Annotated in this window: 2 protein-coding genes (1 of these 2 only partly in view); both read left to right on the forward strand. The window is 71.2% G+C overall.

All coding sequences use genetic code 11. The features are described from left to right. Positions 1-9,621: an amino acid adenylation domain-containing protein gene (locus OG928_RS29180; protein WP_406289188.1), complete on the forward strand. Its 9,621-nt coding sequence runs from the start codon at positions 1-3 to the stop codon at positions 9,619-9,621. Beyond that, positions 9,621-24,925, forward strand: partial view of a non-ribosomal peptide synthase/polyketide synthase gene (locus OG928_RS29185; RefSeq protein ID WP_406289191.1) — the 5' portion only. 10,645 nt of this gene lie beyond the right edge of the window; only the first 15,305 of its 25,950 coding nucleotides appear in the window; the start codon lies at positions 9,621-9,623; its stop codon lies beyond the right edge, outside the window. Before OG928_RS29180 ends, OG928_RS29185 begins: the two co-directional genes overlap by 1 nt.

Genomic DNA, 24,925 nt, shown 5'->3' on the forward strand with positions numbered 1-24,925 from the left:
ATGGCCGCAGCCGAGGCTGTGCTTTGGGAACTGACGGCCGGTCAGCTGGGCGTGTGGTACGCCCACGAGGTCGCACCCGAGAACGTGGTCTACAACGTCGGCGAGTACCTCGAACTCCACGGCGAGATCGACGTGGACCTCTTCGTCCGGGCCCTGCGGCACGTGCTCGCCGAGGCCGAGACCTACAGCCTGCGCTTCGTCAGCGTCGACGGGGCTCCCCGGCAGTACGTCGACGCCGCGGCCGACCACCTCGTCCGGGTGGTCGACCTCGGCGGCGAGGCGGATCCGCGCGCGGCCGCAGAACGGTGGATGCGACAGGACATCCGGCAGCGGGTGGATCCCGCCGACGGCCGGCTGTTCGCGTTCGTGGTGCTGACGTTGGGACCGGGCCGGCTGCTGTGGTACCAACGGGTCCACCACCTCGTCATGGACGGCCACGGTGGTTCGGTGGTCGCCGCCCGGGTGGCCCGGGTCTACACGGCGCTCGTGGAAGGCCGCGATCCGGCCGAGGGCGCGCTGGAGTCGGTCTCCGTCCTGGTCGAGGCGGACCGCTCCTACCGCGAGTCGGCCGACTTCGACACCGACCGCGACTTCTGGCTCGACGCCCTGTCGGGCCTGGCGGAATCCACCGAACGCGGCGGCCGATACGTGCGGCGACTGCCGAGCGCGCAGGCCCGACACACCGACGAACTCGGGATCGAGCACACCGCCGAGCTCAAGGCGGCCGCGCGCCGGCTCAAGACGAGCCTCGCCGGGTTGGCGATCGCGGCGGCGGCCGTCCACCAACACCGGGTCACCGGGGCGCGGGACGTCGTCCTGGGCGTCCCCGTCCTCGGCCGGATCGGGCGGCGCGAACTCGGGGTTCCCGGGATGACCGCCAACGTCATGCCGCTGCGATTTCGGATCGGCCCCCGGACGTCCGTCGCCGATCTCCTCCGACAGACCTCCACCGCGATCAGGTCCGGCCTGCGGCATCAGCGCTACCGCTACGAGGACATGCTCCGCGATCTGCGACTCGTCGACGGCGCATCGCTGTGCGGCCTGGTCGTCAACGTCATGAGCTTCGACTACTCGATGCGCTTCGGCGACTGCACCGCCACCGCCCGCAACGTCTCCTACGGGCCGATCGAGGATCAACAGATCAACGTCTACGACCGGTCGGGCGCGACCGGCGTCCAGATCGACGTCGACGTCAACTGTGACCTGCACGAACCGGCGGCGGCGGAAGACCTCTCGCGGCGCTTCCTCCGGGTGCTGCGGTGGATCGCGAGCGCCTCGACGACCGACCCGATCAGCCGGGCCGAACTCCTCGACGCGGACGAGCGCACCCGGCTGCTGACGCACTGGAACGACACCGCGGTCGAGGTACCGGCCCTGACCGCGGCGGAACTGTTCCAGCGGCAGGCCACGCGCACGCCGGAGGCGCCGGCCGTGCTGTTCGCCGACGGACAGCTGTCCTACGCGGACCTGGACGCGCGGGCGAACCGGTTGGCGCACCACCTGACCGGCCTCGGAGTGGGCCCGGAATCGGTGGTCGCGGTCGTCCTGGACCGCGGCGTCGACCTGGTCGCGGCCCTGCTGGCGGTGCTCAAGGCCGGCGCGGCCTACCTGCCCATCGATCCGCGACAACCCCTGGAACGCGTCGCGTTCATGCTCGCCGACAGCCGGGCCGCGGTGCTGCTCGGCGCCGACGACGTGCTCGACGAGCTGCCCGTGCGCGGCGTGCTGCCCGTGGCCCTGGACGACCCCCGGGTCCGGGCGACGATCGCCGCCCACCCCGCCACCTTGCCCGACCGCCACCCCGCCCTCGCGGGACTGGCGTATGTGATCTACACGTCCGGCTCGACCGGCCGACCCAAGGGCGTCGCCCTCACCCACGCCGGGGTGGCCGGCCTGGTGGCCACGCAGGCCGACCGGCTGGGCGTCGACGAGGGCAGCCGGGTACTGCAGTTCGCCTCGATCGGGTTCGACGCGGCGACCTGGGAAGTGGTGATGGCACTGTGCACCGGCGCCGCGCTGGTGGTGGCCCCGGCGAAGGAGCTGCTGCCGGGCACGGGCCTGGCCGACGTGGTCGCCCGGCACGCCGTGACCCATGCGACGCTGCCGCCGGCGGTCCTGGCCGTACTCGACCCCCACGACCTCGCGTCGGTACGCACCCTGGTCTCCGCGGGCGAGGCCCTCGGCCGCGAACTCGCGAGCCGGTGGGCGCCGCTGCGACACCTGATCAACGCCTACGGGCCGACCGAGACCACCGTCTGCGCCACCATGTCCGAGCCGCTGCGCGCCGGTGCGGATCCCGGCATCGGTACCCCCATCGCCAACACCCGCGTGTACGTCCTCGACGACTGCCTGGCCCCGGTGCCCGTCGGAACGACCGGTGAACTCTACGTCGCCGGCCCGAGTCTGGCGCGCGGATACGTGGGACGCGCCGCCTTGACCGCCGAACGATTCGTCGCCGATCCCTTCCGGGCCGGCGGCCGGATGTACCGCACCGGGGACCGGGTGCGATGGACACCGGACGGGGAACTGGCCTTCGCCGGCCGGGTCGACGAGCAGATCAAGATCCGCGGCTTCCGGATCGAGCCCGCCGAGATCGAGACCACGCTGCGCGCGCACCCCGCGGTCGCGCAGGCCGTCGTCATCGCCCGCGACACCGCCTCCGGCGACAAGCGCCTGCTCGCCTACATCGTCCCGACCGAGGCCGGCGACGACCGCGCCGACACCGGCGACGCCGCCGTCACCGGCGCCCGGTTCGCCGACACGGTGCCCGAGTTGCTGCGGGGGTTCCTCGCGCAGCGACTGCCGGAGTACATGGTGCCCTCGGCGATCCTCGCGCTGCCGGAGTTCCCGCTGACGGTCAGCGGCAAGATCGACCGCAGAGCCCTCCCCACGCCCGAACACACCGCCGGCACCGGCCGATCGACCACGCCGGAAGAGGAGATCCTGTGCGGGATCTTCGCCGAGGTGCTGGACCTGGACGCGGTGGGCGCCGACGCCAACTTCTTCGAACTCGGCGGGCACTCCCTCCTGGCCACCCGGCTGATCTCGCGCATCCGCGCGGTGCTCGGCGCCGACCTGGAGATCCGGGAACTGTTTCGCACCCCCACCCCGACCGGCCTGGCCGCCCACCTGGCCCGGCCCGCCTCCGGCGCCGCCCGCACCCGGACGCCGCTCACCGTGCGGGACCGCCCGGAACACGTCCCGCTGTCCTTCGCGCAACAGCGGCTCTGGTTCCTGGAACAGCTCGAAGGCCGCAGCACCACCTACAACGCGCCGATCATCCTGCGCCTGTCCGGCGAGCTGGATCCGCAGGCCCTCTCCCGCGCGCTGCGCGACGTGCTGGAGCGCCACGAGGCGCTGCGCACCGTGCTCCCCGCCGAGGACGGCCGGCCGCACCAGCGGATCCTGGACGTCGACGAACTGGGCCGGGAACTCCAGGTGGAGCACGTCTCCGGCGCGGAGCTGGCGGGTGCGGTGGACCGGGCCGCCGGTTACGCGTTCGACCTGGGGACGGAAGCGCCGCTCCGCGCCTGGCTGTTCGCGGCCGGCGCCGAGGAACACGTCCTGGTCGTGGTGGTGCACCACATCGCCGGCGACGGCTGGTCGATGGGCCCGCTCGGACGCGACCTCTCGACCGCGTACGCCGCCCGGGCCCGGGGACGGGCGCCGCGGTGGACGCCGTTGCCGGTCCAGTACGCGGACTACGCGCTGTGGCAACGCGAACTCCTGGGCGCCGAGGACGATCCGGACAGCCTGATGTCGGCCCAGGTCCGCTACTGGCGCGACGCCCTGGCCGGTGCCCCCGAGGAATTGGCCCTCCCGGCCGATCGCGCCCGACCGGCGGTCGCCGGGCACCGCGGACACAGCGTCCCGTTCGAACTCCCCGCCGACCTGCATCGGGCCGTCGTGGAGCTGGCCCGAGCCGGGGGCGTGACCGTGTACATGGTCCTCCAGGCGGCCCTCGCGGTGCTGCTGTCCCGGCTGGGAGCGGGCCCGGACATCCCGATCGGCTCGGCCGTGGCCGGCCGTACCGACGAGAGCCTCGACGAGCTGGTCGGATGCTTCGTCAACACGCTCGTCGTGCGCACCGACCTCACCGGCGACCCCGCGTTCACCGAACTGCTCGCCCGAGTCCGGGACACCAGCCTGGGCGCCTTCGCGCATCAGGACGTGCCCTTCGAGCGGCTGGTCGAAGAACTCGCCCCCACCCGCTCCCTGGCCCGCCACCCGCTGTTCCAGGTGGTCCTGACCATGCAGAACACCGTCGACACCGTGTTGGAACTGCCGGGCCTGGACGTCGAGTTGATGTCCGAGGCCCGGCCGGGCGTGAAGTTCGACCTCGACGTCATGGTCGCCGAGGTCTTCGACGACCAGGCCCGCCCGGCCGGACTGCGCGGTTCGGTCACCGCGGCGGCGGACCTGTTCGACCCCGAATCGGCGCGGGCGATCGCCGAGCGCTGGGTCCGGGTCCTGCGGACCGTCACCGCGACCCCCCACATCCGGCCGAGCGCGGTGGATCTCCTCGACGAGGCCGAGCGGGCCCTGGTACTCGCGCGATGGAACGACACCGCCGCCGACGTGCCGGACCCGACGGTCCCGGAGCTGTTCCGGGCCCAGGTCGCGCGGACCCCGGACGCCGTGGCGGTGGCCTGCGCCGGAACTCGGACCTCGTACGCGCACCTGCGGGAGCGGGCCGACCGACTGACCCGGTACCTGATCGGATCGGGGGTGGGCCCGGAGTCGGTGGTCGGGTTGTGCCTGCCCCAGGGCGTGGACATGATCGCGGCGATCCTGGGCGTGTGGCAGGCCGGCGCCGCGTACCTGCCGATCGACGCCCGGCAACCGGTGGAGCGGATCGCGTTCATGCTCGCCGACAGCCGGGCGGTGCTGCTGATCGCCACCGACGAGGTCGCCGACGACCTGCCGGCCGGCGGGGTGCGGGTGGTGTCGATCGACGACGTGCCGACCGCCGCCGGGCCGGCCACGGGCACGGACCCCGGCCCGCGACCGGCGGTCGGTCCCGCCGGGCTGGCCTACGTCATCTATACCTCGGGTTCGACCGGGCTGCCCAAGGGCGTCGCGGTCACCCACGGTTCGCTGACGAACTACGTGACGACGGTGCCCCGGCGGATCGGTCTCGGCACGCCGGGAGCGCGCTACGCACTGCTCCAACCCCAGGTGACGGACCTCGGCAACACGATGGTGTTCTGCAGTCTGGCCACCGGTGGGGAACTGCACATCCTGGACGCCGACACCGTCCTCGACCCGGCAGCCGTGGCCGGCTACCTGGCCGAGCAACGCATCGACCACGTCAAGGCCGTGCCCTCGCACCTGGCCGCCCTCGCCGGTCGGTCCGGCATGGCCGGTGTACTGCCGGCGGGATCACTGATCCTCGGCGGCGAGGCGGCGTCTCCCGCCTGGGCCCGTGACCTCGTGCACGCGGCCGGGGACCGAGGGGTGTTCAACCACTACGGCCCGACCGAGACCACCATCGGGGTCACCACCACCCGGCTGACCCCCCGGCTCCTCGCGAACGGCGCCGTCCCGATCGGCACCCCCATCGGGAACACCCGAACGTACGTGCTCGACGAGTCGCTGCGCCCGGTACCGATCGGAGTGGTCGGCGAGCTCTACATAGCCGGCGCGGGCCTGGCCCGCGGCTACGTCGGCCGGCCCGCCCTCACGGGCGAGCGGTTCGTGGCGTGCCCGTTCGGGTCCGGTGCGCGGATGTACCGCACCGGCGACCGCGCCCGGTGGACGGCGGAGGGACAACTCGTCTTCGCCGGCCGGGTCGACGACCAGGTCAAGATCCGCGGTCACCGGATCGAACCCGCCGAGATCCAGACCACGCTCGCCGGCCACCCCCTGGTCGCCCGGGCCGCCGTCATCGCCCGCGAGGACGTCCCGAACGACCCGCGCCTCACCGCGTACGTCGTCCCCACCGATCGCACGGACGACGACGGGCTGCCGGAACGGATCCGGACGTTCCTGGCCCAGCGGTTGCCCGAGCACATGGTCCCCTCCGCCGTCGTCGTCCTGGACACCCTGCCGCTCACCGGCAACGGCAAGCTCGACCGCAACGCCCTGCCGGCCCCGGAACACCTCGGCGCCGCGGACACCGGCCGAGGACCCGCCGGCCTGCCGGAGGAGATCCTCTGCGGGGTCTTCGCCGACGTCCTGGGCCTGGCGTCGGTGGGCGTGGACGACAACTTCTTCGAGCTGGGCGGCCACTCGCTGCTGGCGACGCGCCTGGTGTCCCGGGTGCGGTCGGTGCTGGGCGTGGAGTTGGAGGTCCGGGCCCTGTTCGAGACGCCGACGGTCGCGGGGCTCGCGGCCACGCTCGCCGGCGCCGATCGGGCCCGGACGGTGTTGGCGGTCCGCGAGCGCCCCGAGCGGGTGCCGCTGTCGTTCGCCCAGCAGCGGCTCTGGTTCCTCGGGCAACTGGACGGCCCGAACCCGACCTACAACATCCCGGTGGTGGCCCGACTGACGGGAGACCTGGACCGGGCCGCGCTGGGGGCGGCGCTGCGCGACGTCGTCGGCCGACACGAGGTGCTGCGCACGGTGTTCGCGGTCGCGGACGGCGAGCCGTACCAGGAGATCCTCGGCCCCGAGGAGCCGACCTGGGAACTGGAGGCGGTGGACCTGGCCGACCTCGCGGACCTGCCCGGAGCGGTGACACGGGCGGCCGAGCACGCCTTCGACCTGTCGTACGAACTGCCGATCAGGGCGTCGCTGCTCTCGACCGGACCCGGCGAACACGTCCTGGTCGTGGTGCTGCACCACATCGCCGGGGACGGTTGGTCGTGGGGGCCGCTGGGCCGGGACATCGCGCGGGCGTACGCGGCCCGGTGTCAGGGGCGGGCGCCGGAGTGGGAACCGTTGCCGGTGCAGTACGCGGACTACGCGTTGTGGCAGCGCGAACTGCTCGGCGGTGACGAGGATCCCGACAGCGTGTTGTCGACGCAGGTGGCCTATTGGCGCGACGCGCTGGCCGGTGCGCCGGAGGAGCTCGCCCTTCCCGTCGACCACCCGCGCCCGGTGGCGAGCGGCTATCGCGGACACAGCGTCCCCCTGGAGATCTCGGCCGAACTCCACACCCGGCTCGTGCAGTTGGCGCGGGCCGAGGGCGTGACCGTGTTCATGGTGTTGCAGGCCGGTCTCGCCGTGCTGTTGTCGAAGCTGGGCGCGGGTACGGATATTCCGGTCGGTGCCGCGGTGGCCGGTCGAACCGATGAGGGTCTGGACGAACTAGTCGGGTGTTTCGTCAACAGTCTGGTGATGCGCACGGACCTGTCCGGCGATCCGACGTTCGTGGAGGTGCTGGGCCGGGTCCGCGAGGCGGGCTTGAGTGCGTTCGGGCATCAGGACGTGCCGTTCGAGCGGTTGGTGGAGGAGCTCGCGCCCACTCGGTCCCTGGCGCGTCACCCGTTGTTCCAGGTGATGTTGACCCTGCGGAACACCGCTCGGGCTGAATTGGAACTCGCGGGGCTGGACGTCGAGTTGGTCTCCGGGATGAAGCCGGCGTCGAAGTTCGACCTGGAGATGTCGCTCGCGGAGGGCATCGACGAGCATGGCCGACCGGCCGGTCTGAGCGGTGGCCTGACCGGGTCGGCCGACCTGTTCGACGTCGAGTCGATCGAGGTGCTGGCCGGTCGTTGGCTGCGGACCTTGCGGGCGGTGGTCGACGACCCGACGTCCCGGCTCGGTGCGGTGGATGTGTTGGACGCCGATGAGCGGTCGCGGGTGTTGGTGGGGTGGAACGACACGGCTGTCGATGTGGCGGCGGTGACGGTGCCGGGGTTGTTCGAGGCTCGGGTGGTGGAAGCGCCGGATGCGGTGGCGGTTGTGTTCGAGGGTGTCGAGCTGACGTACGCGGAGTTGGATGCGCGGGCGAATCGGTTGGCTCGGTGTCTGGTGGGTGTGGGGGTGGGTCCGGAGTCGGTCGTCGCGGTGGTGATGGATCGTGGGATCGATCTGGTTGTTGCGTTGTTGGGTGTGTTGAAGGCCGGTGGGGCGTACTTGCCGATCGACCCGCAGTACCCGGCGGAGCGGATCGCGTTCATGCTCGCGGACGCCGGCGCGACGTGTGTGCTGGTCTCGGCGGCGTCGGCGGCCTCGATGCCGGATGCGTCGGGCGCGGTGCCGGTGATCGTGGTCGATGAACCGGGCACGGTCGCGGAGCTGGGTCGCCTCGACGGCGGGACGCCGAGTGATGCCGAACGCCGCGGTGGGCCGACGGGTTCGAGCCCGGCGTATGTGATCTACACCTCCGGTTCCACGGGGTTGCCGAAGGGCGTGCTGGTTTCGCACGCCGGGGTTGTGAACCGGTTGGTGTGGATGCGGGAGCAGCACCGGATCGGTGTCGGCGATCGGGTGATGCAGAAGACGCCGTTCGTGTTCGACGTGTCGGTGTGGGAGTTCTTCTGCACCCTGGCGGCGGGTGCGACATTGGTCGTGGCTCGTCCCGACGGACACCGGGATCCCCGCTATATCGCCGCCTTGGCGCGGGAACAGCGGGTGAGCGTCATGCACTTCGTACCGTCGATGCTGGCCGCGTTCCTGGACGAGCCGACCGTCACCGGGTGCACGGACCTGCGGCAGGTGATCTGTAGCGGTGAAGTGTTGCCGATCGAGACCCAGGCCCGGTTCTTCACCGTCTTCGACGGTGTCGAGCTGCACAACCTCTACGGTCCCACCGAAGCTTCAGTGGACGTCACGGCCTGGCTGTGCCGTCCGGGCAGGGGCGAGGGTGGCTCGGTGCCGATCGGTGCGCCGGTCCACAACACCCGTGTGTTCGTTCTGGACGAGCGTTTGGCTCCGGTGCCGCCGGGGGTCACGGGTGAGTTGTATCTGGCCGGGGTGCAGTTGGCCCGTGGCTACATCGGCCGGCCGGGGTTGACGGGTGAGCGGTTCGTGGCGTGCCCGTTCGGTTCCGGTGAGCGGATGTACCGGACCGGGGACCGGGCCCGGTGGACGGTCGATGGTCAGGTCGTGTTCGCGGGCCGGGTCGACGATCAGGTCAAGATCCGCGGGTTCCGGATCGAACCGGCCGAGATCGAGACCGCGCTCACCGCCCACCCCGACGTGGCTCGGGCGGTCGTGGTCGCACGTCGGGACGAGACCGAGGACACCCGGCTGATCGCCTACGTCGTCGGCACCGGCGGCGCCGATGCGGGGACCCGCGAACTGCCGGACGTGCTGAGGCAGTTCATTGGACAACGGTTGCCCGATTACATGATTCCGGCGGCCTTCGTCGTGCTGGACGCCCTCCCGCTGAGCACCAATGGCAAGCTCGACCGCAAGGCCCTTCCCGCGCCGCACTACGCCGCGACCACACATCGAGGACCCGCCACGGCGCAGGAGGAGATCCTCTGCACCGTGTTCGCGCAGATCCTCGGGCGCGACAGCGTCGGCGTCGACGACAACTTCTTCGAACTCGGTGGCCACTCGCTGCTCGCCACCCGACTCATCTCGCGGATCCGCACGGCGCTCGGCGTCGAACTCGAGATCCGCGCCCTCTTCCAAGCCCCCACGGTTGCCGGGCTCGCGAGTCGGATCGGCAATCAGACGTCAGTCCGGCCGGTCCTGCGGCCGATGCGTAGACCAGAGGAGTCCTGATGATTCCGTTGTCATTCGCGCAGCGCCGGTTGTGGTTCCTGGGGCAGCTGGATGGGCCGAACCCGGCACACAACATCCCCGCGGTGCTGCGGTTGACCGGAAAACCGGACACCCACGCGCTCTCGGCGGCGCTGCGGGACGTCATCGCCCGACACGAGGTGCTGCGCACCGTGTTCGCGGTCGCGGACGGCGAGCCGTATCAGAGGATCCTGGGCCCCGAGGAACCGGCCTGGGAGCTGGAGGTCGTGGACCTCGCCGACACCGAGGACCTGTCCGACGCGGTGACGCGGGCGACCGAATACGCCTTCGACCTCTCGTCCGAGATTCCGATCAGGGCCTGGCTGTTCGGATCGACCGCTGCCGTCGCGTCCGGCGAGCACGTGCTGGTCGTGGTGGTGCATCACATCGCGGGGGACGGTTGGTCGTGGGGCCCGCTGGGCCGGGACATCTCGACCGCCTACGCGGCGCGATGCGCGCAACGGGCCCCCGAGTGGCCGCCGTTGCCGGTGCAGTACGCGGACTACGCGCTGTGGCAGCGCGAACTCCTGGGCAGCGACGAGGATCCGGGCAGCGTGCTGTCGACCCAGGTCGCCTATTGGCGGGACGCCCTGGCCGGCGTTCCCGAGGAGCTGGAGCTGCCGGTCGATCGAACGCGTCCGGTGGTCGCGGGCCACCGCGGGCACCACGTCCCCGTGGAGATTCCCGCCGAACTCCATGCTCGACTGGAGGAGTTGGCGCGGGCCGAGAGCGTGACGTTGTTCATGGTCCTGCAGGCCGGTCTGGCGGTGATGTTGTCCCGCCTCGGCGCCGGTACGGATATTCCGGTCGGTGCCGCGGTGGCCGGTCGTACCGATGAGGGTCTGGACGACCTGGTCGGGTGCTTCGTCAACAGTCTGGTGATGCGTACGGACCTGTCCGGCGATCCGACGTTCCGGGAGCTGCTGGGTCGGGTTCGCGCCGCCGGGATCGGCGCCTTCGGGCATCAGGATGTGCCGTTCGAGCGGTTGGTCGAGGAGCTCGCGCCCGCCCGCTCCTTGGCGCGTCACCCGTTGTTCCAGGTGATGCTGACCCTGCAGAACACCGCCCGGGCGAGTCTGGAGCTGGTCGGGCTGGACGTCGAGCTGGTCTCCGAGATGAGGCCCGCGTCGAAGTTCGACCTGGAGCTGATTCTCGCGGAGGTCGTGGACGAGGATGGCCGCTCCATCGGTCTGCGCGGTGGCCTGAACGGGTCGGCCGACCTGTTCGACGTGGATTCGGTCACGGTCCTGGCCGACCGCTGGCTGCGGACCTTGCGGGCGGTGGTCGACGACCCGCGGACCCGCGTCGGCGCCATCGATGTGCTCGGCGAGGACGAGCGGTCGCGGGTGCTCGTCGAGTGGAACGACACCGCCGCCGAGGTGGCGGCGACGACCGTGCCGGAGTTGTTCGAGGCTCGGGTGGTGGAAGCGCCGGATGCGGTGGCGGTTGTGTTCGAGGGTGTCGAGCTGACGTACGCGGAGTTGGATGCGCGGGCGAATCGGTTGGCTCGGTGTCTGGTGGGTGTGGGGGTGGGTCCGGAGTCGGTTGTCGCGGTGGTGATGGATCGTGGGATCGATCTGGTTGTTGCGTTGTTGGGTGTGTTGAAGGCCGGTGGGGCGTATTTGCCGATCGACCCGCAGTACCCGGCGGAGCGAATCGCGTTCATGCTGCGTGACGCGGCTCCGGTGCAGGTCCTCACCGATGTCGGGTCGGCGTCGAGTGTGTCGGCGTCGAGTGAGTCGGTGTCGGCGCCGGTGCTGGTGGTCGACGAACCGGCCACGGCAGCGCGGCTGGGTCGTCTCGACGGCGGAGCCCTGAGCGATGCCGAGCGGTCCGGTCCGCCGACGGGCGCGAGTCCGGCGTATGTCATCTACACCTCGGGCTCGACCGGGGTACCGAAGGGCGTCGTCGTCCCGCACGCCGGCGTCGTGAACCGCTTGGTGTGGATGCGGGATCACCATCGGATCGGTGTCGGCGATCGGGTGATGCAGAAGACCCCGTTCGTCTTCGACGTGTCGGTCTGGGAGTTCTTCTGCACGCTCCTGTCCGGTGCGACCCTGGTCGTGGCCCGGCCCGACGGGCACAGGGATCCCCGCTACATCGCCTCCCTGGCGCGGGAACAGCGCGTGAGTGTGCTGCACTTCGTGCCCTCGATGCTGGACGCGTTCCTGCGGGAGCCGACCGCGGCCGGGTGCGCGAGCCTGCGGCAGGTGATCTGTAGCGGTGAAGCGTTGCCGGTCGAGACCCAGGCCCGGTTCTTCTCCGTCTTCGACGGTGTCGAGCTGCACAACCTCTACGGTCCCACCGAAGCGTCCGTGGACGTGACCGCCTGGCAATGCCGTCCCGGGGAGGCCGACGGTGGCTCGGTGTCGATCGGCGTGCCGGTCCACAACACTCGGACGTACGTCCTCGACGACCGGTTGATGCCGGTGCCTCCGGGCGTCACCGGCGAGTTGTATCTGGCCGGTGTACAGCTCGCCCGTGGCTACATCGGTCGGCCGGCGTTGACGGGCGACCGCTTCGTGGCCTGCCCGTTCGGTTCCGGTGAGCGGATGTACCGCACCGGCGACCGCGCCCGGTGGACGTCCGAGGGGCGACTCGTCTTCGCGGGCCGGGTCGACGACCAGGTCAAGATCCGCGGGTTCCGGATCGAACCGGCCGAGATCGAGACCGCGCTCACCGCCCACCCCGACGTGGCTCGGGCGGTCGTGGTCGCGCGCCGCGACGAGGCCACGGACACCCACCTGGTCGCGTATGTGGTCGCGGCCCGGAACGTCGGGTCCCGCGACGTCGGGACCCACGACGGCGGCCTGCCCGAGGCGCTGCGGCAGTTCATCGGACAGCGGCTGCCGGAGTACATGATCCCGACGGCCGTCGTGGTCCTCGACGTCCTCCCGCTGAGCACCAACGGCAAGCTCGACCGCAAAGCCCTTCCCGCCCCCGACTACACCACCGGCGCGGGGCGGGGACCGGTCACGGCGCGGGAGGAGATCCTCTGCGCCCTGTTCGCGCAGGTCCTCGGGTGCGACCGGGTCGGCGTCGACGACAACTTCTTCGAGCTCGGTGGCCACTCGCTGCTCGCCACCCGACTCATCTCGCGGATCCGCACGGCCCTCGGCGTCGAAGTCGAGATCCGCGCACTCTTCCAGGCACCCACGGTCGCAAGGCTGTCGGCGGTGCTGGGCGGCGCGGGTTCCGCGCAGGCGGCGTTGACGGCTCGCGAGCGACCGGAGCGGATTCCGCTGTCGTTCGCCCAGCACCGGCTCTGGTTCCTGGAGCAGCTCGAAGGCCGCAGCGCCACCTACAACGCCCCGAATGTGCTGCGGCTGAACGGAAGACTGGACACCGAGGCGCTCTCGGCGGCGCTGCGCGATGTCGTCGGTCGACACGAGGTGCTCCGCACGGTGTTCGCGGTCGCGGACGGCGAGCCGTACCAGGAGATCCTCCACCCCGAGGAACTCGCCTGGGACCTCCAGGTGTTGGGCCCGATCGACGCCGAGGAGCTGCCGGGCGCCGTGACGCGGGCGGCCGAGTACGCCTTCGACCTGTCGGTCGAGCTGCCGATCCGGGTCTCGTTGCTCTCGACCGGGCCCGAGCGGCACGTCCTGGTCGTGGTCGTGCACCACATCGCCGGGGACGGCTGGTCGATGGGCCCGCTGGCGCGGGACATCTCCACCGCGTACGCGGCCCGGTGCCGAGAACAAGCCCCGGAGTGGGAGCCGTTGCCGGTGCAGTACGCGGACTACGCGCTGTGGCAACGCGAACTCCTCGGCGGCGACGACGACCCGGACAGCGTGCTGCGCACCCAGTTGGCCTATTGGCGGGAAGCGCTGGCCGGCGTCCCGGAGGAACTCGGCCTTCCCCTCGACCGTCCGCGCCCTGCGGTCGCGAGCCACCGCGGCCACACCGTGCCGTTGGAGCTGTCGGCCGAACTGCACGCCCGGCTGGTGGAGTTGGCCAGGGACGAGGGCGTGACCGTCTTCATGGTCCTACAGGCCGGCCTCGCCGTGCTGCTGTCCAAGCTGGGCGCCGGCACGGACATCCCGATCGGGTCGGCCGTCGCCGGGCGGACGGACGAGAGCCTCGACGGCCAGATCGGCTGCTTCGTCAACACGCTCGTGATCCGCACCGACCTGTCCGCCGATCCGACCTTCACCGGGATTCTCGCCCGTGTTCGCGAGGCGGGGTTGGGCGCGCTGGGCCACCAGGACGTTCCGTTCGAGCGACTGGTGGAGGAACTCGCTCCGACCCGGTCCCTCGCCCGTCACCCGCTGTTCCAGGTCGTCCTGACCATGCAGAACACCGTGGACGCGGTCCTGGACCTGCCGGGTCTGGACGTCGAGTTGGTGCCCGGAACACGACCCGGCGTGAAGTTCGACCTCGACGTCATGGTCGCCCAGGTATTCGACGACCTCGGCCGGCCCGCCGGGTTGCGGGGTGGATTCACCGCCTCGGCCGACCTGTTCGACCGGGGTTCGGTCGAGGCGATGGCCGGGCGCTGGGCGCCCCTGCTGGAGGCGTTGATCGCCGATCCGGACGTCCGACTCGGTGCGGTGGACGTACTGGGCGCGGACGAGCGCGCGCGGGTGTTGGTGGAGTGGAACGACACCGCGCTCGACGACGCATCGGTGTCGATGGTGCCGGACTCGGTGGCCGCCCAGGTGGCGAGGACCCCGGACGCGGTCGCGGTGGTGTGCGCGGGCGAGCGGGTCTCCTACGCGGCCTTGGACGCGCGAGCCGCGGCGCTGGCACGGGAGTTGCGGGGGCGCGGGGTCGGACCCGGCTCGGTGGTCGGGCTGTGCCTGCCTCGCGGGGTGGACACCATCGCGGCGATCCTGGGTGTGTGGAAGGCGGGGGCCGCCTATCTGCCGATCGATCCGGAGTACCCGTCCGAGCGGATCGCCTTCATGCTCGCGGACAGCCGGGCCGTCACGCTGGTCGGCACCGAGGAGTTGCTCGAGGAGTTGCCCGCCGGTCGCCTGCCCACCGTCGCGATCGACGACCTCGTGTCCGCCACCGAACGTCCGGGACCCGCCGACGGTGCCGGGCCGATGTCGGTGAACCCGGCGGAACTCGCCTACGTGATCTACACATCCGGTTCTACGGGAAAGCCGAAGGGTGTCGCCGTCACCCACGGCGGACTCGCGAACTACGTGGCCTCGGCGCCCGCCCGGGTCGGCCTGGGCGCCGCGGGAGCCCGGTACGCGCTGCTCCAATCCCAGGTGACCGACCTGGGCAACACGCTGGTGTTCGCCAGTCTGGCCACCGGCGGGCAGCTGCACATCCTGGACGCCGACACCGTGATCGACCCCGCGGCCGTCGCGGAATACCTGTCCGAGCACCGGATCGACCACGTCAAGGCGGTGCCCTCCCACCTGGCCGCGCTGACCGGCGTGATCGGCGTGGGAGGCGTGCTGCCGGCCGGCTCGCTGGTGCTCGGCGGTGAGGCCGCGTCGCCCGGTTGGGTGCGCGACCTGCTGCGCGCCGCCGGGAACCGGGGCGTCTTCAACCACTACGGCCCGACCGAGACCACGATCGGCGTCACCACCACCCGCCTCACCCCGGACGCGCTCCGCCACGACTCGGTCCCGATCGGCACGCCCATCGGCAACACCCGCGTATACGTGCTGGACGACCACCTGGCCCCCGTGCCGACGGGCGTGACCGGCGAACTCTACATCGCCGGCGCCGGCCTGGCCCGCGGCTATCTCGGTCGACCCGCGCTCACCGGCGAGCGCTTCGTGGCCTGCCCGTTCGCCGCGGGCGTGCGGATGTACCGGACCGGCGACCGGGTCAAGTGGACGCCGGACGGCGCGCTGGTGTTCGCCGGCCGCGTCGACGACCAGATCAAGATCCACGGCTTCCGGATCGAGCCCGCGGAGATCCGAACCGCGCTGCTCGCCCATCCCCAGGTCGCCCAGGCGGCCGTGGTCGGCCGGGAAACCGCTCCCGGCGACACCCGCCTCGTCGGCTACATCGTCCCGACCGATCCGGACGCGGGCGATGACGGGGAACTGGCCGAGCTGGTCCGCAAGTTCATCGCCCAGCGGCTTCCGGAGCACATGGTCCCCGCCGCGATCGTCGTCCTCGACGCGCTGCCGCTGACGGCCAACGGGAAACTCGACCGCAACGCCCTCCCCGCCCCGCACTACACGGGCAGCGCGGGCCGCGGGCCGGCCACCGTGCGCGAAGAGATCCTGTGCGGAGTGTTCGCCGAAGTCCTCGGCCTGGACACGGTGGGAGTGGACGACAACTTCTTCGAGCTGGGCGGACACTCGCTGCTGGCCGTCACGCTGGTGGAACGGCTGCGGGTCCGGGGGGTCTCCGTCGAGATCCGCGCCCTGTTCGAGACGCCGACGGTGGCCGGCCTGGCCGATCTGGCCGGCCCGGAGCCGGTGCCGGTGCCGGCGAACCGGATCTCGGCCGACAGCACGGTGCTCACGGCCGACATGTTGCCGCTGGTGGATCTGTCGGACACCGAGGTCGAGCACATCGCCGCCACCGTCCGAGGCGGGGCCGCGAACATCGCCGACGTCTATCCGCTGGCGCCGCTCCAGGAGGGCATCCTCTTCCACCACCTGATCGCAGGTGAGCACGAACGGGACGTCTACATCACCCCCTTCGTCCTGGAGTTCGACAGCCGAGAGCGCCTGGACGCCTTCCTGCACGCGCTGCAACAGGTCGTCGACCGGCACGACATCTACCGCACCGCCATCGTCTGGGAAGGGGTCCACGACCCGGTCCAGGTCGTCCAGCGGCACGCGCCCCTGACCGTGCGCGAACTTCCGCCCGCCGCGCCCGGCACCGACCCGGCCGACGACCCGGTGGCCCGACTGCTCGCCGCCGGCGGCCCGCGCATGGACATCACGCACGCACCGCTCATCGACGCCCACGTCACCGTCGCGCCCGACGGGGACCGGTGGCTGGGCATGCTGCGGGTGCACCACATGGTGCAGGACCACACCGGCATGGACGTGCTGCTCCAAGAGGTACAGGCGTTCCTCGCCGGACGCGGCGACGACCTCGCCCCGGCCCTGCCGTTCCGCGACTTCGTCGTCCAGGCCCGGGAAAGTCTGCGCCGAGGCGGCCACGAACGATACTTCGCCGACCTGCTCGGCGATGTCACCGAACCCACCACCCCCTTCGGCCTGCTCGATGTACGCGGCGACGGATCCGGGGTCCGACGCGCCGACCTCCCCGTCCGGGAGGAGGTCGGCGGGCGCATCCGCGAGATCGCCCGCGGGCTCGGGGTCAGCCCCGCCACGCTGCTGCACGTGGCCTGGGCGCGGGTGCTGTCCGTGCTGTCCGGACGCGACGACGTGGTCTTCGGCACCGTCCTGTTCGGCCGCATGAACGCCGGCGCCGGCGCCGACCGGGCACTCGGCCTGTTCATGAACACGCTGCCCATCCGGGTCCGCCTCCGGAACACCGGTGCGCGCGCGGCGATCTCCGCCATGCGCACGCAGTTGGCCGCCCTCCTCGAACACGAACACGCCCCGCTCGCCCTGGCCCAGCGGGCCGCCGGCATCACCGGGGACGCGCCCCTGTTCACCGCCCTGTTCAACTACCGCCACAGCGGCGGCCGCCGGCCCGACGCGGCGCCCGACGACGTTCACGGCGGTGGCGGTCTGGCGGGGATTCGGTCCGTGCTGACCCGGGACCGCACCAACTTCCCGTTGGCCGTGTCGGTCGACGACCGGGGGGCGGAAGGCTTCGCGCTGAGCGTGGACGCGTTGGCGCCGGCCGATCCGCACCTGGTCACGCGCCTGATGCACACCACGATCGAGAACCTCCTCGCCGCCCTGGAAGCGACGCCGGCCGACGACCACGACACGGACGTCCCGCTCGACGCGGTGGGGGTGCTGGACGACGCCGAACGGGCGCGCGTGGTGCTGGGATGGAACGACACCTCCGCCGAAGTGACCGCGTCCACCCTGCCGGAGCTGTTCCGGGCGCACGTCCAGGCGACCCCGGACGCGGTCGCGGTGATCGCCGAGGGCGTCGCGTTGTCCTACGCGCAACTGGACACGCGCGTACGCCGATTGGCGGCGCATCTGCGCGGACTGGGCGTGGGCCCGGAGTCGGTGGTCGCGGTCGTGATGGACCGCGGAGTGGACCTGGTCGTGGCCCTGCTCGCGGTACTCGACGCGGGGGCGGCTTATCTGCCGATCGATCCGCAGTATCCGGCCGAGCGGATCGCCTTCATGCTCACCGACAGTCGAGCCGTCGCGCTGCTGGGCGCCGAAGAGGTACTGGACGACCTGCCGCCCGTGCGCGGCGTGCTGACCGTGGCCCTGGACGACGCGCGGGTCGAGGCGGACATCGCGGCCCGACCGAGCACCGCCTCGCCGGTGTCCGCGCCGCCGACCGCGCTGGCGTACGTGATCTACACGTCGGGTTCGACCGGTCGCCCCAAGGGCGTGGCGCTGACCCACGCCGGGGTGGCGAGTCTGGTCCGCACCCAGATCGCCCGGCTCGGCGTGGACCGGGACAGCCGGATCCTGCAATTCGCCTCGGTCGGGTTCGACGCCGCGTCCTGGGAACTGGTGATGGCGCTGGGCAGCGGCGCCGCACTCGTCGTCGCCCCGGCGGAGGAACTGCTCCCCGGGGCCGGACTGACGGAGGTGATCGCGCGCCACGGGGTCACCCACGCCACGCTGCCGCCGGCCGTCCTGCGGGTATTGGACGCCCAGGGCCTGCCTTCGGTGCGGACGCTGGTCTCCGCGGGCGAGGCCCTGAGCGCGGATCTGGCGGGCCGGTGGGCGGCGGGGCGGCGGTTGATCAATGCCTACGGGCCGACCGAGACGACCGTCTGCGCGACCATGTCCGCGCCGTTGGGATCCGGTCGGGAGCCGGATATCGGTGGTCCGATCCTCAACACCAGGGCCTATGTCCTGGACGACCGCCTGAGTCCGGTTCCGCCGGGGGTGACCGGTGAACTCTACGTCGCCGGCGCGAGTCTGGCGCGCGGCTATCTCGGCCGGGCGGCGCTGACCGGTGAGCGGTTCGTGGCCTGCCCGTTCGGTTCCGGTGAGCGGATGTACCGGACCGGGGACCGGGCCCGCTGGGAGTCGAGTGGTGAGCTTGTCTTCGCGGGTCGGGTGGATGATCAGGTCAAGGTTCGCGGCTTCCGGATCGAGCCCGGCGAGGTCGAGGCCGCACTGATCGCCCACCCGCAGGTCGCACAGGTCGCCGTGGTCGCGCGTGCGGACGGCCCCCTGGCCGCCACCGCTGCCACGGGTGCCACGGGTGACACGGCCCCGATGGACCAGGCCGGGGACAAGCGTCTGGTCGCCTACATCGTCCCGCCGGATGGCGGCACCGCCGACGCCGCGAGCCTGCCCGAGCAACTGCGCCAATTCGTGGGCCGGCGGTTGCCGGACCACATGGTCCCGTCGGCGATCGTCGTGCTGACCGCGCTGCCGATGACCGCCAACGGGAAGCTGGACCGCAGGGCGCTGCCGGCCCCGCACTACACCCCGGGTACGGGTCGAGGCCCGGCCACCGCGCGTGAGGAGATCCTCTGCGGGGCCTTCGCGCAGGTCCTGGGACTGGAGGGCGTCGGGGTCGACGACAACTTCTTCGAGTTGGGCGGCCATTCGCTCCTGGCGACCCGGTTGGTGTCGCGGGTCCGTGCGGTGCTGCGCGTGGAGCTGGATATCCGAACCCTGTTCGAGGCCCCCACGGTGGCCGGGTTGGCCGCCGCCCTGGCTCGGTCGGGTGAGGCCCGGACGGCGTTGTCGGCACGGGAGCGGCCGGAGCGCATTCCGTTGTCGTTCGCCCAGCGGCGTTTGTGGTTCCTGGGCGAGCTGGAAGGTCGAAGCTCCACGTACAACTCCCCGAACGTGGTGCGACTGTCCGGACGAGTGGACCGCGACGCGTTGTCGGCCGCTGTGCGGGATGTCATCGGTCGGCATGAGGTGTTGCGGACGGTTTTCGCGGTGGAGGACGGTGAGCCGTTCCAGCGGATTCTTGGTCTCGACGAACTTGCGTGGGAGCTGCGGGTCGATCGGGTGGCGCCGGCGGAGCTTGCGGATGCGGTTGCGCGGGCGGCGGGTCATGCCTTCGATCTGGCGGCGGAGGTGCCGATTCGGGCGTGGTTGTTCTCGACCGGGCCCGAGGATCATGTGCTGGTCGTGGTGGTGCATCACATCGCGGGCGACGGCTGGTCGATGGGACCGCTCGGCCGGGACATCTCCACCGCCTACGCGGCGCGGTGCGCGGGTGGTGCGCCGGGTTGGGAGCCGTTGCCGGTGCAGTACGCGGACTATGCGCTGTGGCAGCGGGAATTGCTCGGTGACGAGAACGACCCGGACAGTGTGCTGTCCAGGCAAGTCGCCTATTGGCACGCGGAGTTGGCTGGTGCTCCCGAGGAGTTGGAGCTTCCGGTGGATCGCACGCGTCCGGCGGTCGCGAGCCACCGCGGTCACAGCGTTCCGCTGGATATCCCCGCCGATGTGCATGCGCGGTTGGTGGAGTTGGCGCGGGCCGAGGGCGTGACCGTGTTCATGGTGTTGCAGGCGGGGTTGGCGGTGTTGTTGTCCCGGCTCGGTGCCGGTACGGACATTCCGATCGGTGCCGCGGTGGCCGGGCGCACTGACGAGGGTCTGGACGATCTGGTCGGGTTCTTCGTGAACACGTTGGTGCTGCGGACGGACCTGTCCGGGGATCCGAGCTTCCGGGAGGTGCTGGGTCGGGTCCGTGACACGGGGCTCGGCGCGTTCGGGAACCAGGATGTGCCGTTCGAGCGCCTGGTGGAGGAACTCGCGCCGGCCCGATCCTTGGCGCGGCACCCGCTGTTCCAGGTGATGCTCACCCTCCAGAACACGAGTCGGGCCGCGCTGGATCTGCCCGGTATAGGAAGCGGCGCGCCGGCGGCGGAGGTGGCGGCTGGTTTGTCGGCGGCGCAGGCGGCGAAGTTCGATGTGGATGTGTCGTTGGCCGAGGTCTTCGACGACGAGGGGCGGCCGGCCGGGCTTCGGGGTGGGTTGGTCGGGGCGGTGGATCTGTTCGATCACGGTTCGGTCGAAGCGATTGCCGGGCGTTGGATCCGGGTGCTGGAGGCGTTGGCCACTCGTCCCGAGACCCGCCTGAGCGCCGTCGACCTTCTCGACGAAGCCGAGCGGTCGCGCGTGCTGGTGGAGTGGAACGACACCGCCGTCGCGGATACGACGGCGCTGACCGTGCCGGGGCTGTTCGGCGCTCAGGCCATGCGGACACCGGATGCGGTGGCGGTCGTTCACGACGGCCTCGAGGTGTCCTACGCGGAGTTGGAGGCGCGCGCCAATCAGCTGGCTCGGTACCTGATCGGTACGGGGGTGGGGCCCGAGTCGCTGGTGGGGCTGTGCCTGCCGCGTGGGATCGAGATGGTCACCGCGATTCTGGGCGTGTGGAAGGCCGGCGCGGCCTATCTGCCGATCGACCCGGAATACCCGCGTGAGCGGGTCGAGTTCGTGCTCACGGACAGTCGGATCGTCGCACTGATCAGCACACGCGAGTTGCTGACGCGGCTGCCGGACGGGGGCGTGCCGACGATCGCGCTCGACGATCCCGCTGTCGCGGCCGAGCCGGCAGCGACTGTCCGGACGGCCCCGGTGGTGGAGCCGGCTCCGGATGGGCTCGCCTATGTGATCTATACGTCGGGTTCGACGGGGACGCCGAAGGCGGTGGCGGGGACTCGGGCGGGGTTGGCCAATCTGGTCTCGGTATTCGCGCCGATGATGGGCAGTGCGCCGGGGACGGCCGTTTTGCAGTTCGCGTCGTTCAGCTTCGACGCGTCGGTTCTGGACTTGGCCGTGACGTTGTCCTTCGGTAGCACCCTGGTGGTCGCGAGCGCCGAGGAACGGACTCAGCCGGAACTGCTGCGGCGACTGGTGAGCTCCACGGACGTACGGGCGGCCAGTCTGGTGCCCTCGCTGCTGGGCGTCCTGGAACCCAAGGATCTCGCCGGGGTCCAGACCCTCTTGGTCGGCGCGGAACCCATCAGTGAGCAGCTGGCCCAGGCATGGTCCGCGGGTCGGCGGCTGATCAACACGTACGGGCCGACCGAGGCCACCGTGATGGTCGCGTCCACGCCCCTCGACCCACCCGTGGACAGGCCGATTCCGTTCGGTGCCCCGATCGCCAACACCCGGCTCTATGTGCTGGACGATCACCTCGGTCCGGTACCGCCCGGCGTGCGCGGCGAGCTGTACATCGCCGGTGCGGGATTGGCCCGCGGCTATCTCGGCCGGCCGGCCCTGACCGGTGAGCGGTTCGTGGCCTGCCCGTTCGGTTCCGGTGAGCGGATGTACCGGACCGGGGACCGGGCCCGTTGGACGCTCGACGGGCAGTTGGTGTTCGCGGGGCGTGCGGACGACCAGGTCAAGATCCGCGGTTTCCGGATCGAGCCCGGCGAGATCCGGACCGTCCTGGAAGCCCACCCCGACGTGGCTCAGGCCGCCGTGGTGACCCGCGACGACGCCCCTGCGGCGGACACTGGCGGAGACAAGCGCCTGGTCGCGTACATCGTCCTGCCCGAGGGCAGCGCCGCCGATGGGGTGAGCCTGCCCGAACCGCTCAGGCGGTTCGTGGCGCAGCGACTGCCGGACCACATGGTTCCGTCGGCGATCGTCGTGCTGGACATGCTGCCGCTGACCGCCAACGGGAAGCTGGACCACGCTGCCCTTCCCGCTCCCGACTACGCCACCGGCACGGGTCGCGGTCCGGCCACCGCGCGGGAGGAGATCCTGTGCGGGGCGTTCGCGCAGGTTCTCGGGTTGGACAGGGTCGGGGTCGACGACAACTTCTTCGACCTTGGCGGCCACTCCCTTCTGGCTACTCGACTGGTCTCCCGCGTCCGCGCGTTGCTGGGCGTCGAGCTCCGGGTCCGCGCCCTGTTCGAGGCGCCGACGGTGGCGGGGTTGGCCGCTCGGCTGGCCGCGCCGGGCGCGGATGTCACCGGAACGCGGGACGCGTTGTCGGTGTGGGAGCGGCCGGAGCGCGTGCCGCTGTCCTTCGCACAGCGCCGGCTGTGGTTCCTGGAGCAGCTCGACGGTCTGAGCACGACGTACAACCTGCCGGTGGTGGTGCGGTTGTCCGGTGGAGTGGACCGGGCCGCGCTGTCGACCGCGCTGCGGGATGTCGTGGGCCGGCACGAGGTGTTGCGGACGGTGTTCGCGGCCGAGGGTGGTGAGCCGTTCCAGCGAGTGCTCGACCTGGACGATCTGGACTGGGAGCTTCAGGTCGATCAGGTTGCGCCTGGGGAGATGGCCGGTGCGGTGGCGCGGGCAACGGGCCACGTTTTCGACCTGGCTGCCGAAGTACCCGTCCGGGCTCGGCTGTTGTCGTGCGGGGCCGAGGACCATGTGTTGGTCGTGGTGGTGCATCACATCGCGGGTGATGGTTGGTCGATGGGTCCGTTGGGTCGGGACATCTCGGCCGCGTATGCGGCGCGGTGTGCGGGCGAGGCCCCCGACTGGGCGCCGTTGCCGGTGCAGTACGCGGATTACGCGCTGTGGCAACGGCAGTTGCTCGGTGACGAGGACGACCCGGCCAGTGTGCTGTCGACTCAGGTGGCTTATTGGCGCGATGCCTTGGCCGGTGCTCCCGAGGAGTTGGAGCTGCCGGTCGATCGCACGCGTCCGGTGGTCGCGAGTCACCGCGGTCATCGTGTGCCGCTGGAGATCCCTGCCGATGTGCATGCGCGGTTGGTGGAGGTTGCGCGGGCCGAGGGTGTGACGGTGTTCATGGTGTTGCAGACGGGGTTGGCGGTGTTGTTGTCCCGGCTTGGTGCCGGTAAGGACATTCCGATCGGTGCCGCGGTGGCCGGTCGTACCGATGAGGGTCTGGACGATCTGGTCGGGTTCTTCGTGAATACGTTGGTGATGCGGACCGATCTGTCCGGGGATCCGACGTTCCGGGAGGTGCTGGGTCGGGTTCGTGAGGCGGGCATGGGGGCCTTCGAGAACCAGGATGTGCCGTTCGAGCGCTTGGTGGAGGAGTTGGCTCCGGCTCGGTCCTTGGCGCGGCATCCGTTGTTCCAGGTGATGCTGACCGTGCAGAACACCGGTCGGGCGTTGCTGGATCTGCCCGGTGTCGAAGTCGGCGCGCCGGCGGCGGAGGTGGCGGCTGGTTTGTCGGCGGCGCAGGCGGCGAAGTTCGATGTGGATGTGTCGTTGGCCGAGGTCTTCGACGACGAGGGGCGGCCGGCCGGGCTTCGGGGTGGGTTGGTCGGGGCCGTGGATCTGTTCGACCATGGTTCGGTCGAAGCGATCGCGGGGCGTTGGATCCGGGTGCTGGAGGCGTTGGCCACTCGTCCCGAGACCCGCCTGAGCGCCGTCGACGTTCTCGACCGGGACGAGCGGTCGCGCGTGCTGGTGGAGTGGAACGACACCGCGGTCGACGTATCGGCCGCGACCGTAGCCGAGATGTTCGGCGCCCAGGCCGCCCGCACGCCGGATGCGGTGGCGGTCGTTCACGACGGCCTCAAGCTGTCCTACGCGGAGTTGGCGGCGCGTGCCGATCAACTGGCCCGCCATCTCCTGGAGTTGGGCGTCGGGCCGGAGTCGCTGGTCGGGGTGTGTCTGCCGCGGGGCGTCGAGATGGTGACCGCGATTCTCGGTGTGTGGAGGATCGGGGCGGCCTATGTACCGATCGATCCGGAGTATTCGCGTGAGCGGGTCGAGTTCATGCTCACCGACAGCCGAGCCGGCACCTTGATCGGTACGCGGGAAACCCTGTCCGAGTTGCCCGTCGAGGGCGTGTCGACGGTCGCGCTCGACGATCCGGCTGCGGCGGCGGGGTTCGCTGCGGTGGGGCGGACAATGCCGGTGGTGGAGCCGGCTCCGGATGGGCTCGCCTATGTGATCTATACGTCGGGTTCGACGGGGACGCCGAAGGCGGTGGCGGGGACTCGGGCGGGGTTGGCGAATCTGGTCTCGGTGTTCGCGCCGATGATGGGCAGTGCGCCGGGGACGGCCGTGTTGCAGTTCGCGTCGTTCAGCTTCGACGCGTCGGTCCTGGATCTGGCCGTGACGTTGTCCTTCGGTAGCACCCTGGTGGTCGCGAGCGCCGAGGAACGGACTCAGCCGGAACTGCTGCGGCGCCTGGTCGGCTCGACCGAGGTACGCGCCGCGAGCCTCGTGCCCTCGTTGTTGGGCGTCCTGGAGCCGGCCGACCTGGCCGGCATCCAAACCCTGCTGGTCGGGGCCGAGGCGATCAGCGAACAGCTGGCCCGGACCTGGTCCGCGGGTCGGCGGCTGATCAACACGTACGGGCCGACCGAGGCCACCGTGATGGTCGCGTC

The sequence above is a fragment of the Embleya sp. NBC_00896 genome (assembly GCF_045207785.1).
Taxonomy (GTDB): domain Bacteria; phylum Actinomycetota; class Actinomycetes; order Streptomycetales; family Streptomycetaceae; genus Embleya.

Coding starts and splice junctions, on each gene's coding strand:
- OG928_RS29180 (WP_406289188.1), top strand. CDS start 1: ATGGCCGCAGCCGAGGCTGTGCTTTGGGAACTGACGGCCGGTCAGCTG.